Here is a 13874-nt window from a genome sequence, read left to right as displayed (position 1 = left end):
GTCCACCGGACCGGGGCCTCAGCCATGTGCGGGGAGAGCGTCAGAAGCGGCGCGTGATGAGCGCCCGCTTCACCTCCGCGATCGCCTTGGTGACCTCGATGCCGCGCGGGCACGCGTCCGTGCAGTTGAAGGTCGTACGGCAACGCCACACGCCGTCACGGTCGTTGAGGATCTCCAGGCGCTGCTCGCCGGCCTCGTCGCGCGAGTCGAAGATGAACCGGTGCGCGTTGACGATGGCGGCCGGACCGAAGTACTGGCCGTCGTTCCAGAAGACCGGGCACGAGGACGTGCAGGCGGCACACAGGATGCACTTCGTCGTGTCGTCGAAACGCTCGCGGTCCTCGGCGGACTGCAGCCGCTCACGCGTCGGCTCGTTGGTCTCCTTCGTGATCAGGAAGGGCATCACGTCCCGGTAGGCCTGGAAGAACGGCTCCATGTCCACGATCAGGTCCTTGAGGACCGTGAGGCCCTTTATCGCCTCGACCGTGATCGGCTTCTCCGGGTTGAGGTCCTTGATCAGCGTCTTGCACGCCAGGCGGTTCTTGCCGTTGATCCGCATGGCGTCGGAGCCGCAGATGCCGTGGGCGCAGGAACGGCGGAAGGTCAGCGTGCCGTCCTGATCCCACTTGATCTTGTGCAGCGCGTCGAGGACACGCTCCTTGGGGTCGATCTCCAGCTGGAAGTCTTCCCAGGTCGCCTCGGCGGAGACCTCCGGGTTGAACCGGCGGATCCGGAAGGTGGCGGTGATGTACGGGGAGTCGCCGAAGCCGGGCTCGGGGGATCCGGCCGCTTCCGCCTTGTCCACAACAGGGGTAGCCATCAGTACTTACGCTCCATCGGCTGGTAGCGGGTCTGGACGACCGGCTTGTAGTCGAGCCGGATCGACTCGGAGCCGTCGTCGCCCACCTCGCGGTACGCCATGGTGTGGCGCATGAAGTTGACGTCGTCCCGGTTCGGGTAGTCCTCGCGGTAGTGGCCGCCGCGGGACTCCTTGCGGGCGAGCGCGGAGACGGCCATGACCTCGGCCAGGTCGAGCAGGTTGCCCAGCTCGATCGCCTCCAGCAGGTCCGTGTTGAACCGCTTGCCCTTGTCCTGGACGGAGACGCGCAGATAGCGCTCGCGCAGCTCGGCGATCTTCTCGACGGCCGTCTTGATCGTCTGCTCCGTACGGAACACCATGACGTTGGCGTCCATGGTCTCCTGCAGCTCGCGGCGGATCTCGGAGACCCGCTCGGTGCCGGTGGAGGACCGCAGCCGCTCGATCTGCGCGACGACGAAGGACTCCGGGGCCTCGGGCAGCTCGACGAAGTCGGCGGTCTGCGAGTAGTCGGCGGCCGCGATGCCGGCCCGCTTGCCGAACACGTTGATGTCCAGCAGCGAGTTGGTGCCCAGCCGGTTGGCGCCGTGCACCGACACGCAGGCGACCTCGCCGGCCGCGTACAGACCGGGGACGACGGTGGTGTTGTCCGCCAGCACCTCGCCCCGGACGTTCGTCGGGATGCCGCCCATGGCGTAGTGCGCGGTGGGCTGGATCGGGATCGGGTCCGTGTACGGCTCGATGCCCAGGTAGGTCCGCGCGAACTCCGTGATGTCGGGCAGCTTGGCGTCCAGCTGCTCCGGCGGGAGGTGGGTGAGGTCCAGGTAGACGTGGTCGCCCTCGGGGCCGCAGCCACGGCCCTCACGGATCTCCGTGTAGATGGACCGGGACACCACGTCGCGGGAGGCGAGGTCCTTCATGACCGGCGCGTACTTCTCCATGAAGCGCTCGCCGTCCTTGTTGCGCAGGATGCCGCCCTCACCGCGGGCGCCCTCCGTCAGCAGGATGCCCATGCGCCAGATGCCGGTCGGGTGGAACTGGAAGAACTCCATGTCCTCCAGCGGCAGCCCGCGCCGGTACACGGCCGCCTGGCCGTCACCGGTCAGGGTGTGCGCGTTGGACGTCACCTTGAAGAACTTGCCGTTGCCGCCGGAGGCGTAGATCACGGACTTCGCCTGGAAGACGTGGATCTCACCGGTGGCCAGCTCGTACGCCACCACACCGGCCGACTTCTTGACGCCGTCGACCTCGGTGATCAGCTGGTCCAGGACGTAGAACTCGTTGAAGAACTCCACGCCCTCCTTGACGCAGTTCTGGTACAGCGTCTGGAGGATCATGTGACCGGTGCGGTCGGCCGCGTAGCAGGAGCGGCGGACCGGCGCCTCGCCGTGGTTGCGGCTGTGGCCGCCGAAGCGGCGCTGGTCGATGGTGCCGTCCGGGGTGCGGTTGAACGGCAGGCCCATCTTCTCCAGGTCGAGGACGGAGTCGATGGCCTCCTTCGCCAGGATCTCGGCGGCGTCCTGGTCGACCAGGTAGTCACCGCCCTTGACCGTGTCGAAGGTGTGCCACTCCCAGTTGTCCTCCTCCACGTTGGCCAGCGCGGCGGCCATGCCGCCCTGCGCGGCGCCCGTGTGGGAGCGGGTGGGGTAGAGCTTGGTCAGGACGGCGGTGCGGCTGCGCTTCGTCGACTCGATGGCCGCGCGCATGCCCGCGCCACCGGCGCCGACGATGACGGTGTCGTACTTGTGGATCTTCATGATTTTCGCAGCCCCGTGCCTAACGGATGTTCGGGTCGAAGGTGAAGATCACCAGCGTGCCCAGCAGGATGGTGAACACCGTGGCCGTGTAGAGCAGGCCCTTGAGCCACAGCCGGGTGTTCGCGCGTTCCGCGTAGTCGTTGATGACCGTGCGCAGGCCGTTCGCGCCGTGCAGCATCGCGAGCCACAGCATCAGCAGGTCCCAGACCTGCCAGAACGGCGAGGCCCAGCGGCCCGCCACGAAGGCGAAGCCGATCTTGGAGACACCGCCGTCCAGGACGAGCTGGATCAGCAGGTGCCCGATGACCAGGACGACCAGGACGACGCCGGACAGGCGCATGAACAGCCAGGCGGCCATCTCGAAGTTGCCCCGGGTGGTCTTCGGGGTCTTCCTGGTCCGCTTGCGCGGGGGCTCGATGACCGGCGCCGGGTTGTCGACCGAGTAGAGCGACGCACCCTCGACGGGGCTGATGCCCGAAGCAGTGGATTCAGTCGTGGACATGGGCGTCAGCTCCCGAACAGTTCACGAGCGGCGTGGCCGAGCACGGGGTAGATCGCCCCGAGCATCAGCACGACCCACAGGGCGCCGACGGTCCAGAGCATCTGCTTCTGGTACCGGGCGCCCTGGAGCCAGAAGTCGACGGCGATGACACGCAGGCCGTTGAGCGCGTGGAAGAGGATGGCGGCGACGAGGCCGTACTCCAACAGCGCGACGATCGGCGTCTTGTACGTGGCCACGACGGTGTCGTAGGCCTCGGGGGACACTCGCACGAGGGCGGTGTCCAGCACGTGGACGAACAGGAAGAAGAAGATGAGGACGCCGGTGACTCGATGAGCCACCCAGGACCACATTCCTTCCCGGCCGCGGTACAGCGTTCCAGCCGGCACGGAATTTTCCTCCGGGAGCGGGGATTGGGGCCGCGCCGGCTTTCTCCGTGTCGGTCGGGCCCGGCCGGGTACGGTCCACCGGCCCCCAGCATCGTAGCCACGTGTGGCGGCGAGGCGGACAGGGGCCCTGCCGCTGTGATCGAACTGGCACGCTTACGGGCTAGGAAAGCGGGCGGCGGAACGGGTTCCGGGGAGTCGCCGAGGGGCTTTTGGGTGACTTGGTGCGGCTTGGTGCCGTCTGCGGGTGGCCGCCGCGGCCCGTCAGCGGTCCGCGTCCGCGAGGAAGGCGGCCAGCCGGCCCCGGGCCAGGCGCCGGAGTTCCTCCGCGGCGACCAGGCGTTCCTCCTCCGGATCGTTGGCCAATCGTGACCGGATCCCTTCGAGTACGTGGTCCAGGACCTCGTCCGGCTTCAGACCGTCGAGGCAGATGACGAACGGATGTCCGAACCGGCTCCCGTAGGCCGCGTTGGCCGCGTTCAGGGCCGTGTGGGCGGCGGAGTAGGTGTCCGCCGGGAGGCCGGGGAGGGATTCCGCGGCCAGCGCCTCGGCGCGGTCCGCGCGGGGCAGGTCGTAGGCAGCCTCGTCCGCCGCCGCCAGGAGGGCTTCCAGGTCCGGGTACGGGCGGTGGGCCGCGAGGCGCACCGCCCAGCGAGGGCTGTGCAGGCAGGCCAGCAGGGCGCGCTCGGCGTCCTCGGACGGCATGGCGTTGAAGCGCTCCAGCCCGGATCGGGCGCCGGGCGTGTCGGACGCTCCGGGGATGCCGCGCGACTGTCCGGGGAGGGCGACACGGCCGGGGAGGGGCGGGAGACGGTGCGCGGGCAGCGTGGGTCCTCGGGGTGTCACGTGTGTGTCGGTGAGGGAAGGTGAGGGAAAGGGGAAGGGACGGTGAGGGTGGGGTGGTGGATGGTGTGAGAGTTGTGCCGTCACGTTATCGAGTGAGTCCATGACGTGTCCGATCGATAGTCGAAATTCACTCGGACGGGAGAGTTTCGGAACGGCTCCTCGACGTCCGTCACCCGGATGGGCCGTAGGTTGGTCGTGTGAGTCAGCACAGGCAGCACAGGCGTCGGCCCTCTCCTCGGCAGGTGCGGCAGCGGCGGACGCTGGCCGTGGCCCTCGCCGCGGGCGCGCTGGTCGCGGCGTCCGGGGTGGGCATCGGTCTCTGGGCGACGTCGGACGACGGCGGCACGGCCGGTTCCGCCGCCTCCCGCTCCGCGGACGCGGCGGGTTCACCGCCCTCCGGGACGTCCGAGCCGAGCCCCAGCCGTTCCTACCCCTTGTCGAAGGCGCCCCGGACCATCCCCGCCGTCCGTGACCACAGCGCCGAGCGCGGCCCCGGCTGGCGGCCCGGGCGCGGTCACCGGGTGGTCGTCGGTGATCCGGCGCTGGCGGACGAGGGCCGCCTCATAGCCGGCGAGCTGGGCCTCGCGTACGCGGGGGAGAGGAACGACGAGCGCGCCGGGGACCTGCGCCTGGAGCTGAACAAGGGCGGGGGCGCGAACCCCGAGTCGTACACGATGACCGTGCGGGGCGGGCGGGTGACCGTCAGCGCTCCCGCCGAGGCGGGCGTCTTCTACGGCACCCGCACCCTCAAGCAGCAGATCCGCGGCGCAGAGACCGCCCCCGAGGGCGTGGTGCGCGACGAGCCGGCCAAGCAGCGGCGCGGGATGATGCTGGACATCGCCCGCAAACACTTCACCGCCGGCTGGATCGAGGACCGGGTCCGCGAGCTCGGCGACCTGAAGTACAACGAGCTGGGCCTGCACTTCTCCGACGACCAGGGCTTCCGCATCGAGTCCGACTCGCACCCGGAGATCGTCTCCGACCAGCATCTGACCAAGGCGCAGGTCGAGCGGATCGTCGACCTCGCCGCGAGCCGGCACATCACCGTCGTCCCCGAGATCGACTCGCCCGGACACCTCGGCGCGGTCATCGCCGCCCACCCCGACCTCCAGCTGCGCGACGCGGGCGGCGGGCCCGTGCGCGGCGCGATCGACATCTCCGACCCCGGTTCCGCCGAGATCGTCGACGACCTGCTGAACGAGTACGCCGGGCTGTTCCCCGGATCGCAGTGGCACCTCGGCGCCGACGAGTACCAGGCGTTGGTGGTGTCCGACCCCGAGGCGTCGTTCCCGGGGCTGGCCGCCGCCGCGGGCAGGGAGCACGGTCCCGGCGCGACCGTCGAGGACCTGGCCACGAGCTGGCTCAACGACCGCGCCGACACCGTCCGCGCCCACGACCGCACCCTCCGCGCCTGGAACGACGGCTTCTTCGAAGGCGGTTCGGTGCAGGCCGCGAAGGACATCCAGGTCGCCTACTGGACCGGCAAGGAGATCGGCGCCCGGCAGCCGGCGGACTATCTGGGCGAGGGCCGCGAGGTCGTCAACTACAACGACGAGTTCCTCTACTACGTGCTCGGCGAGCCGAACGACTTCGTCTACCCGACGGGGGAGCGGATCTACGAGCAGTGGACACCGCGCGTGCTGCGCGGCACCACCGCCGTGCCCTCCCGGTACGACGGTCGGATCGTCGGCGGGTCCTTCGCCGTCTGGTGCGACCTGTCCCGTTCCCAGACGCAGGACCAGGTCGCGGCCGGGATCAGGATGCCGCTGCGGGCGACCACGCAGAAGCTCTGGGACCCGGCCGAACCGGGGTTGTCCTGGGCGGAGTTCCGGAGCCTGGCGGACGAGGTGGACTGATCCGGACCCGACGTGGCGGTTTCAGCGTCCTTCAGTCGGTACAGATGGAGTGGTGCGGGGCGGATCGCGGCATATCCCTGCGAACCCTCGTGCGACTGTGGTGGTCTTCTGACGAGTCGAAACCAATACACCGGGGGGATACCGGCACATGGGCTACTGGGGGTATTTCGTCGTGGGCCGTGACGAGCGGCCGCTCGCCGAACGGGACGCGCTGGCCGGCGCCCGGGGCATGACCCTGCGCACGTCGGCGCCGGGCGGATGGCAGGTCTGGGAGTACCCGAGCGGCGACGGCGGCATCGGGAACATGAACGACCTCGCCAGGGAGACCGGCGCACCCGCGCTGTTCGGCTACGTGATGGACAGCGACTGCGTGGTGGTGGAGGCGGCCGCACCGGAGAGCGGTGCCTGGACGACCTGCCTGGCGCGGACCGCGATGGCCGGCTACCTCGGCGCCTCGGCGGCGGACGGCACCGGCGGGGCGGAGGGCGGCGAGGGCGCGGCAGGTGCGGTGCAGGACGGGCTCACGCTGGAGGACTACTTCCTGGAACCCCGTGACGCCGCCGGCCGGGCCGTCGAATGGGCCGCCGAGGCCGGACACACCGTAGCCGTGGAGGAACTGGTCGAGGTGCTGACCGCCGACCCCGATCCGGTGGCCGAAACCTTGCTCTTCCGGTTGCTCGACCGGCTCGGAGTGGTACCCCTGTGACACTCCCGGGCCGTCGCACGCAGTAAGGGCAAAGTGCGGCCTCCGTGCTGGTGAGGTCCATGAAGGGCCTTTTCAGAGGCTTGCGAAGACCCGCTGAGGAGACGTGGATGAGCCTGGTGGAACTGATCGCGCAGGCCGACGAGCGAGGGCTGGCCGCGAGCGGACTGGCTTGTTTGGATCGCTGCGTGCCGTTGCTGGGCGGCGACGACGAGACGCTGCGCCCGCTGTGGGGGAGCCTCGCCGAGGACGCCGCCGCCGAGGACTGGGCGGAGCGGCTGGAGCAGACGCGCGGCAGGCTCGCCGCGGCGGGCGGCACGGACGCGGCGGCGGTGCTCACGCACCGCATGCTCACCACCGCCCCGGCGGAGAACTCCGCCGCCGCACTGCGGGAGTGGGCCCACGCCTGCTCGGTCACCGCGCTGCGGATCCACCGCATCCTGGACGGCGGTGCTCCGGACGAGGACGTGGCGGACGCGATCGAGGCAGCCCGCGGGGGCCGTACGGAAGGGCTGCCGCTGTCACCGCTCGGCGCCGCCGAACTGCGCCGTCAGATCACCGTTCTGGAGGTCCTGGCCGGTCACGGTCCGGCCGGGCTGCGGCGCGTGCTGGAGATCTCGACGGAGGGCCGGCGCGTCCTCGTCGCGGCCCTGTCCCGCCGCAACCGCAGGGACGGCTGACCCGGCTGCACATCGGCGGCCTCCGGGAAGCCGGCGGCCCGGCCGGCCTGCGCCGCGGTGAGCAACAGGAACGGCGGTCGGGCAGGACCGGGCGGGGAGACCGGCCGGCCGCCGAGCACCGCGTGCGCGGGCGGCCCGTTCGGCGCGCGCGGCGAGGGAGCGCCCGCGTAGAGGGGTTCGTGGACGGGGCAGCCCTTGTCGAGGACCTCCTCGCGGTGCCGGGCCCCGATCCGTCCCCCGACGTCGACCGCCCCGCGGCTCGCAGAGCCGGCCACCCGCCCGAACGGCGGCGCCTGTGACCGGACTGCGGCGGAGCCGGGCCGGTTCCGCGCCGGTTGCCCGTGCCCCCGCGCATCCGGGTGACAAAACCACGGGCCCGAGCGCTCTATCGGGTGTGACGACTGCGACGAGTGAAACTTCGACGACCGCGACGACCGCGACCACACGGCAGGAGACCCGGCCCTCGGCCGCGGCCAAGCCGGTGCGGTGGGCGGCGGACACCGTGACGGCGATGCGCGAGGGGGCGCGGCTGCGCCTCGACTACTCGGCGCGCAGCCTGTGGAGGGTCGACCGCGCCATCGAGGACATACGCGGGGAGTCGGCCCCGTACGCCGCCGTGGAGACGGTGCTGCGCGGGTTCGGTGCCTACGCCGGTGAGGTGATCGTGCGTCAGGCCGGCGGCGAGTGGGTGGCCTCGGGCGGCGAGTACTGGGTCCGTACCCCCGACGGCCGTTTCTGGGACCCCATGGAGGAGGCCCGCCGCTGCTACACGGCCGACGGATCCCTGCGCCTGCTGTGCCGGGACGCGTCGGGCGGCAGCCGCTGAGACGACGGGCGGCACGCACGGGTCGCGCGGGCGGCCGTAGCGGTCCGCACCGGCGGGTTCACGGGACGCCCTGGGCGGCTGACGGGCTGTGACACTTTCGTGGCGCCGGACGCTGATGACCATGGGGCCGTGGGCACGACCCGACGTGGCGCGCCGCACGGCTGCGCCACGGACCGGTACGGACGAGGACAGTTCTTGGGCAAGGGAGGGGAACCCCGCCGCGCGCAGGCGCACGACGGGGAACTGGGCGCGGCCGTCGCGCGGGCCCAGGACGGTGACGAGGCCGCCTTCGCCGTGGCCTACCGGCTCGTGCAGCCCGGACTGCTCGGCTACGTGCGCGGACTGGTCGGCGACGACGCCGAGGACGTGACCTCGGACGCCTGGCTGGAGATAGCCCGCGACCTCGGCCGGTTCAAGGGCGACGGGGCGGGGTTCCGGGGCTGGACGGCGACCATCGCCCGGCACCGGGCACTGGACCACCTGCGCCGGCAACGGGTGCGGCCACGGTCCTCGGCGCTGGAACAGGACGTGCTGAACCTCCCCGCTCCGCAGAGCACGCACGACCAGGCGCTGGAGACCCTCTCCACCGAGCGCGCCCTGGAACTGGTCGCCGGGCTGCCGCGGGACCAGGCCGAGGCCGTACTGCTGCGGGTGGTCGTCGGCCTCGACGGCCCCGCCGCCGCCCGTGTCCTCCGCAAGCGGCCGGGCGCGGTACGGACGGCGGCGTACCGGGGACTGAAACGCCTGGCCGGACAGCTGGGCGGCGACAGTGTGACGGATGAGGCCTCCCGGACGCTGGGTGGGTCGAAGTGACCGGTGACCGGGACGGCGCGTGACGGCGGACGGGGCGACGACGCCCGGACCGGACCGGTCGGCCCCCGGCCACCCGTGAACGCGGCCGGCCCGGCGGACTGAACAGGCCGGACGTGCGGGACGTATGCGTCGGACGGCACCGGCCGGGCGGGCCGGGCGGGCCGGGCGGGCCGGGCGAGTGGATCGAGTACATCGAGTGGATCGAGCAGGGACGGAAACGGACATGGGTGAACGGAGGAACGACGGCGGGACGCCCGACCGTCGGCGTGCGCACCCTGATTCCACGTCGCAGGGCCACCGCACGGCCGGACGGGACCGCCCCGGTTCCGGTTCCGGGGCAACCTCCGCGTCAGCCCCTGCCCGGCATCCCGTCCATGACACCGTCGGTCCCGACACCGTCGGCATCGAGGCCCTGCTCGCCGAAGCCCTGGTCCCGGACGGTGTCGACCCCGGGTCCGAGCAGCGGGCGGTGGCCGCGTTCCGGGAGGCACGGGACGCAGACGCGCATCGCACCCGCACCCGCACCCGGCGCCGCGACGACTGGCGCCCCCGGGAACGGCGTCCCGGCCGCTTCTCGGTGAAGGCCACCCTCTCCGTCCTGGTCGCCGGCCTCAGCCTGGGCGGGGTCGCCGTCGCGGGGATGGGTGCGGCCGGGACGGCGACGGACGGTTCCCGGGACGGCGAGGGACGTCCGGCGGCACCGGCCCTCACCTCCGCACCCGCGGGGGACCGGCCCGCCGGCCGGCCCCCCGCCGCCGGCCCGGACGCGGGCTCCGGCCCCGCCGCCCCGGAGCGCCCCTCCCGGGCCCGGGACACCGAGGCCCACTGCCGTGTGTACGAGAAAGTCGAGGGGCGCGGCAGGGCCCTCGGCTCGGCCGCCTGGAAGCGGCTCGTCGCCGCGGCGGGCGGCGTGGCGAACGTCGACGCCTACTGCGCCGCGCAGGTGCGGTCGGCGACGAGCGAGGCGGAGCCCGGTGGCACCGGTGCGCCGAAGGGCCTGACCGGCGACGCGGGAGGGGCCGGGAGCGGCCCTTCGAATGACGCGGGCAACTCCGGCAACGGCACCGGCAACGGCAGTTCGGGGGACGGCGCGGACGAAGCCGCGGATGAGGGCGCTGACAACGGCGCGAACGGCCGCCGGGGCACGTCCGGCCGGCCGAGCGGTGAAAAGAAGCCGTGATCCCGGCCTGCCAAGGCAACGGCCGAGGCCGCCACCCCCCACAGGAGAGGCCCCGGCCGTCGCGCGGCACGGACCGCGCAGCGGCCCGTAACTCCTACAGCGCCATGAGTGCGTTTTCTGTCACACCGCCCGGTCACAGGTCTGTTGAATCACACACGGAAACGTGGGCGGACATGGACGGGGAGCGGTTTGAGGTCGTAACGTGCCTTTCGCGCCAGCCGTCCGAGGACAAACGACCACAACCACCACGGACGGCCGAGAACATCGAGGAACCATGACAGCGAGAATCCGGTCCGCGCGGGCGGTGCCGGCTCAGGCGCAGAAGGGCGCGCGCGGTGCTGGGGGACGACGCGGAGCTGACGGCCGCGGTGGGGGCGGCACAGGACGGGGACGAGACCGCGTTCCGGACGGTGTACCGGGCCGTGCACCCACGGCTGCTGGGGTACGTACGCACGCTGGTCGGTGAGCTCGACGCCGAGGACGTGACGTCCGAGGCGTGGCTGCAGATCGCCCGGGACCTGCAGCGGTTCAGCGGTGACGCGGACCGGTTCCGCGGCTGGGCCGCCCGGATCGCCCGCAACCGTGCCCTCGACCACATCCGCATGCGGGGGCGCCGTCCCGCGACCGGCGGCGACGAGACCGAACTGAACGGGCGGCCCGCCGAGTCCGACACCGCCGAGCAGGCCATCGAGGCGATGGCCACCGACGGTGCCTTCGCCCTCATCTCCCGGCTGCCGCAGGACCAGGCCGAGGCCGTCGTCCTGCGGGTGGTCGTGGGCCTCGACGCGAAGACCGCCGCCGCGACGCTGGGCAAACGGCCGGGCGCCGTACGCACGGCCGCACACCGGGGCCTGAGACGTCTGGCTGAGATGCTCGACGGCGATCCGGAAGCACATCCGGAATCCGCGGGGGTACTGGATGTCCTTCCGTCCCAGAGAGAACCACGCCGCCCTGCGGTGACGTCCGCGAGTGTGACGCATATGCGAGCGCGGACGCAGAAGGACATGTGATGGCCGACGAGCAGGACAGGTGGCTGGACCGCGAAACGGCGGAGCGACTGCTGAGCGGAGAGCCCCCCGAAGCTGCCGACCCGGCCCACCGCGAACAGGCCGAACGGCTCGCGCGCGCACTCGGCGCCCTGTCCGCCCCACCCTCGTCGGCCGACGGGGAACTCCCCGGTGAGGCCGCCGCGCTGGCCGCTTTCCGCATGGCCCGCGAGGAGCGGGCGGGACGGGCCGCGCAGGACGCCGACGTGGGACTGGTCAGCATCGGTGCCCTGCCCGCGGACCGTCCCGGAGCCGAGCGCGGACCCCGCTGGGCGCGCCCGGTGCGCTTCGGGCTGGCCGCCGTGCTGACCGTGGGCATGGTCGGCGGTGCCGCGGTCCTGGCCGGTACCGGAATCCTGCCGACACCGTCCGGAATCTCCGGCCCCGCCGCCACGCCCACCGCCACCACCTCACCCGAACGCCCCCTGCCGCCGCCCCCGTCGGAGAAGGACGCGCCGGGCGGCGCCATGCCCGGGGGCGGTGATCCGGGCAAGCCGTCCGGGGACGCCGACGGTGGCACCGGGCAGCAGGACGGACCGGGCGCCGGCGGCGACGAGGACGGCGGCGCGGCGGAGCCCGGCGTGAAGACCGGCGACGTCGCGGCCGGGAACGGCCGAGGGAAGCAGATCGCCTCGGCCTGCCGTGCCTTACGCGACGGCCGCAAACTCCCGGGCAACCGCAAGCGCCTGCTGGAGGACGCGGCGGGCGGTTCCGCCCATGTCGGGCCGTACTGCGAGAACGTCCTGGCCGCCCACGGCACCGGAGCCGACACGGGCACGGGCTCCGGCTCCGGCTCCACGGCGAAGAGGGACGGTGGCGACGGCACTGACACCGGCACCGGCAACGGCGCCACGGGAAACGGGAACAACGGCACAGGTAACGGCGGCACCGGGGACGCGACGGACGGCAACAGCGGAAACGGGAAGGGCAACGCGACCGGCAACGGGAACGCCAACGGCAACAAGAACGGCAAGGGTGCCGGAGCATCCGGCTGACCTGCGGCTTTACAGGCGTTCGGCGTTTCCGTGCCGCCAGGTGTGACATTTTCGGCCACCGGGGCGCAGTACTGAGTGAGCCGACTGGTCATCGGCTTCTGCACGGAGCCGGGGTTCCCCCCGTACCTGCGGCTCGTGCACTCGGCGCGGGCGGGACACGTTCCCCCGGTCCCGCCCGCGCCCTTCTCCCGTCACTCCCCTGATGCCGCCGGGTGTCCGCGCCGCGCGGCTCACCAGTGGACGACGACCTTGTCGCCGTCGCGCACCTGCTCGTACAGCCGGGCGATGGCCGCCTCGTCCCGCACGTTGACGCAGCCGTGCGAGGAACCGGCATAACCCCGCGCGGCGAAGTCGGCCGAGAAGTGCACGGCCTGGCCGCCGCTGAAGAACATGGCGTACGGCATCGGTGAGTCGTAGAGCGTGGACACATGGTCGCGGGACTTCCAGTAGACCTCGAAGACACCGTCGCGCGTCGGTGTGGGGTCGGAGCCGAAGCGGACGGGCAGCGTCGTCAGGGTCCGCCCGTCGATCATCCAGCGCAGGGTGCGGCTGGACTTGCTGATGCACAGCACGCGTCCCGTCCGGCAGCGCGCGTCGGGAGCGGCGGCCGGCTGGCCGCCCATCAGGTACAGCTCCCACCGGCCCGGCTCGCGCGTCATGCCGAGCAGCCGCTGCCAGGTGACGGTGTCGGTCCGCCCGGTCCGCGGCAGCCCTCGCTTGCCCTGGAACCCCTCGACGGCCTCCCGCGTGGCACCGTCGTACGTCCCGGTGGGCCCGTCGAACAGCCAGGCGACCTGACGCAGCCGGGCCTGGAGCTCACGGACGTCACGCCCCGAGTCGCCGGGGGACCACAGCACCCGCGCCGGCGGCCGGGCAGGCACGCTCTCCGGCCGGTCCCCGGCGCCGGAACCCCCGCCACCCCTGCCGTCGTCGGCCCCGGGCCCGGAACCCCCGCCGGCCCCGGCCCCGGAGCCGGAACCGTTGCCGGAACCGGAACCGGAACCGTTGCCGGACCCGGAATCGGAGGGCGGCCGGTACGCCGACGGCGTGCCGCTCGGCAGCTCGATGCGCACCGGTGACCGCCCCTTGCCGTCCGCGTCGACGGGCTGCACGGTGCAGCCCGCCGCGCCCCCGGCCAGCGCGGCCAGCGCCACGCCCGCGGCGACGGCCCTCGCCGCCGCACCCGTGCCCGGCCGCGACCGGGTCCCCGCCGCCGCCCGTGCCCTCGTCCCCATGCCCGTAGTACGCACGCGAGCCCCCCTCGCCTCACCGGTCCCTGCGTGCCGTCACCTGAGATGGTCCCCGACGTGACCGCTCCCGAACCAGGGGGCATGGTGGTGAGTGACAGGCGGACGGCGGCGGAGACGAGCGCTGTGAGCGGGGTCCCACCGACCCTGTGAGGAAGGTCCCAGCGTGCGCCCCTGCACCGGATCGCACCCCCACGACTACAGTCCGTCGAAGGGTCGGGTC

The 13874-nt window shown here is 72.4% G+C and carries 14 protein-coding genes; 8 read left to right on the top strand and 6 right to left on the bottom strand.

Features of this window, described 5'->3' with window-relative positions; genetic code table 11:
• Positions 1-40: 40 nt before the first annotated feature.
• From ACFWVE_RS24880 to ACFWVE_RS24860, 5 genes are all read right to left on the bottom strand, one after another.
• Positions 41-820, bottom strand: coding sequence for a succinate dehydrogenase iron-sulfur subunit (locus ACFWVE_RS24880; protein WP_062190266.1), 780 nt, complete (start codon positions 818-820; stop codon positions 41-43).
• Complete coding sequence (gene sdhA, locus ACFWVE_RS24875) at positions 820-2574, bottom strand: succinate dehydrogenase flavoprotein subunit (protein WP_384017946.1); 1755 nt, start codon at positions 2572-2574, stop codon at positions 820-822. The genes ACFWVE_RS24880 and sdhA overlap by 1 nt, the downstream gene beginning before the upstream one ends.
• Before the next feature lie 19 nt (positions 2575-2593).
• On the bottom strand, positions 2594-3076 hold the full coding sequence (locus ACFWVE_RS24870; RefSeq protein WP_384017943.1) for a succinate dehydrogenase hydrophobic membrane anchor subunit: 483 nt from the start codon (positions 3074-3076) through the stop codon (positions 2594-2596).
• A gap of 5 nt (positions 3077-3081) precedes the next feature.
• Entirely contained in the window at positions 3082-3462 is a 381-nt protein-coding gene (gene sdhC, locus ACFWVE_RS24865; protein ID WP_384017941.1) for a succinate dehydrogenase, cytochrome b556 subunit, read from the bottom strand.
• A gap of 261 nt (positions 3463-3723) precedes the next feature.
• The gene (locus ACFWVE_RS24860; RefSeq protein WP_384017938.1) at positions 3724-4407 is read right to left on the bottom strand and encodes a 2-oxo-4-hydroxy-4-carboxy-5-ureidoimidazoline decarboxylase; all 684 of its coding nucleotides are present in this window, start codon (positions 4405-4407) and stop codon (positions 3724-3726) included.
• Between the two features lie 158 nt (positions 4408-4565).
• On the opposite strand from ACFWVE_RS24860, the gene ACFWVE_RS24855 reads away from it, so the two are divergent.
• The 8 genes from ACFWVE_RS24855 to ACFWVE_RS24820 all read left to right on the top strand — a co-directional run bounded on the left by ACFWVE_RS24855 (position 4566) and on the right by ACFWVE_RS24820 (position 12404).
• The gene (locus ACFWVE_RS24855; RefSeq protein WP_384017952.1) at positions 4566-6161 is read left to right on the top strand and encodes a glycoside hydrolase family 20 protein; all 1596 of its coding nucleotides are present in this window, start codon (positions 4566-4568) and stop codon (positions 6159-6161) included.
• Positions 6162-6309: 148 nt separating this feature from the next.
• The gene (locus tag ACFWVE_RS24850) at positions 6310-6867 is read left to right on the top strand and encodes a hypothetical protein (RefSeq protein WP_384017935.1); all 558 of its coding nucleotides are present in this window, start codon (positions 6310-6312) and stop codon (positions 6865-6867) included.
• A gap of 107 nt (positions 6868-6974) precedes the next feature.
• Positions 6975-7544 carry a hypothetical protein gene (locus tag ACFWVE_RS24845; RefSeq protein WP_384017933.1) on the top strand — a complete coding sequence of 190 codons (570 nt, stop codon included), beginning with the start codon at positions 6975-6977 and terminating at the stop codon, positions 7542-7544.
• 394 nt (positions 7545-7938) lie between these two features.
• Positions 7939-8370, top strand: coding sequence for a hypothetical protein (locus ACFWVE_RS24840; protein WP_384017931.1), 432 nt, complete (start codon positions 7939-7941; stop codon positions 8368-8370).
• Between the two features lie 195 nt (positions 8371-8565).
• The gene (locus tag ACFWVE_RS24835) at positions 8566-9183 is read left to right on the top strand and encodes an RNA polymerase sigma factor (protein ID WP_384017928.1); all 618 of its coding nucleotides are present in this window, start codon (positions 8566-8568) and stop codon (positions 9181-9183) included.
• 223 nt (positions 9184-9406) lie between these two features.
• Entirely contained in the window at positions 9407-10363 is a 957-nt protein-coding gene (locus tag ACFWVE_RS24830; RefSeq protein ID WP_384017925.1) for a hypothetical protein, read from the top strand.
• A 335-nt stretch (positions 10364-10698) separates the two neighbouring features.
• A complete protein-coding gene (locus ACFWVE_RS24825) occupies positions 10699-11373 on the top strand; it encodes an RNA polymerase sigma factor (RefSeq protein WP_384017922.1) in 675 nt (224 codons plus the stop codon).
• Positions 11373-12404 (top strand): hypothetical protein, encoded by a 1032-nt coding sequence (locus ACFWVE_RS24820; protein WP_384017919.1) that lies wholly within the window; start codon positions 11373-11375, stop codon positions 12402-12404. Before ACFWVE_RS24825 ends, ACFWVE_RS24820 begins: the two co-directional genes overlap by 1 nt.
• Positions 12405-12634: 230 nt before the next feature.
• Here the strand turns inward: ACFWVE_RS24820 and ACFWVE_RS24815 are convergent, their stop codons facing one another.
• Positions 12635-13639 (bottom strand): L,D-transpeptidase family protein, encoded by a 1005-nt coding sequence (locus ACFWVE_RS24815; RefSeq protein ID WP_384017916.1) that lies wholly within the window; start codon positions 13637-13639, stop codon positions 12635-12637.
• Positions 13640-13874 lie beyond the last annotated feature (235 nt).

The organism is Streptomyces sp. NPDC058632 (genome assembly GCF_042717095.1).
Classification (GTDB): domain Bacteria; phylum Actinomycetota; class Actinomycetes; order Streptomycetales; family Streptomycetaceae; genus Streptomyces.
Note: the sequence above shows the minus strand (reverse complement) of the source record. Positions and strands in the feature narration are given on the sequence as shown.

What these genes read in the sequence shown, in the direction of transcription:
- ACFWVE_RS24860 (WP_384017938.1), bottom strand. Translation starts at nt 4,407, where the DNA reads ATGGACTCACTCGATAACGTGACGGCACAACTCTCACACCATCCACCA.
- ACFWVE_RS24850 (WP_384017935.1), top strand. Translation starts at nt 6,310, where the DNA reads ATGGGCTACTGGGGGTATTTCGTCGTGGGCCGTGACGAGCGGCCGCTC.
- ACFWVE_RS24845 (WP_384017933.1), top strand. Translation starts at nt 6,975, where the DNA reads ATGAGCCTGGTGGAACTGATCGCGCAGGCCGACGAGCGAGGGCTGGCC.
- ACFWVE_RS24820 (WP_384017919.1), top strand. Translation starts at nt 11,373, where the DNA reads ATGGCCGACGAGCAGGACAGGTGGCTGGACCGCGAAACGGCGGAGCGA.
- sdhA (WP_384017946.1), bottom strand. Translation starts at nt 2,574, where the DNA reads ATGAAGATCCACAAGTACGACACCGTCATCGTCGGCGCCGGTGGCGCG.
- ACFWVE_RS24870 (WP_384017943.1), bottom strand. Translation starts at nt 3,076, where the DNA reads ATGTCCACGACTGAATCCACTGCTTCGGGCATCAGCCCCGTCGAGGGT.
- ACFWVE_RS24830 (WP_384017925.1), top strand. Translation starts at nt 9,407, where the DNA reads ATGGGTGAACGGAGGAACGACGGCGGGACGCCCGACCGTCGGCGTGCG.
- ACFWVE_RS24815 (WP_384017916.1), bottom strand. Translation starts at nt 13,639, where the DNA reads ATGGGGACGAGGGCACGGGCGGCGGCGGGGACCCGGTCGCGGCCGGGC.
- ACFWVE_RS24880 (WP_062190266.1), bottom strand. Translation starts at nt 820, where the DNA reads ATGGCTACCCCTGTTGTGGACAAGGCGGAAGCGGCCGGATCCCCCGAG.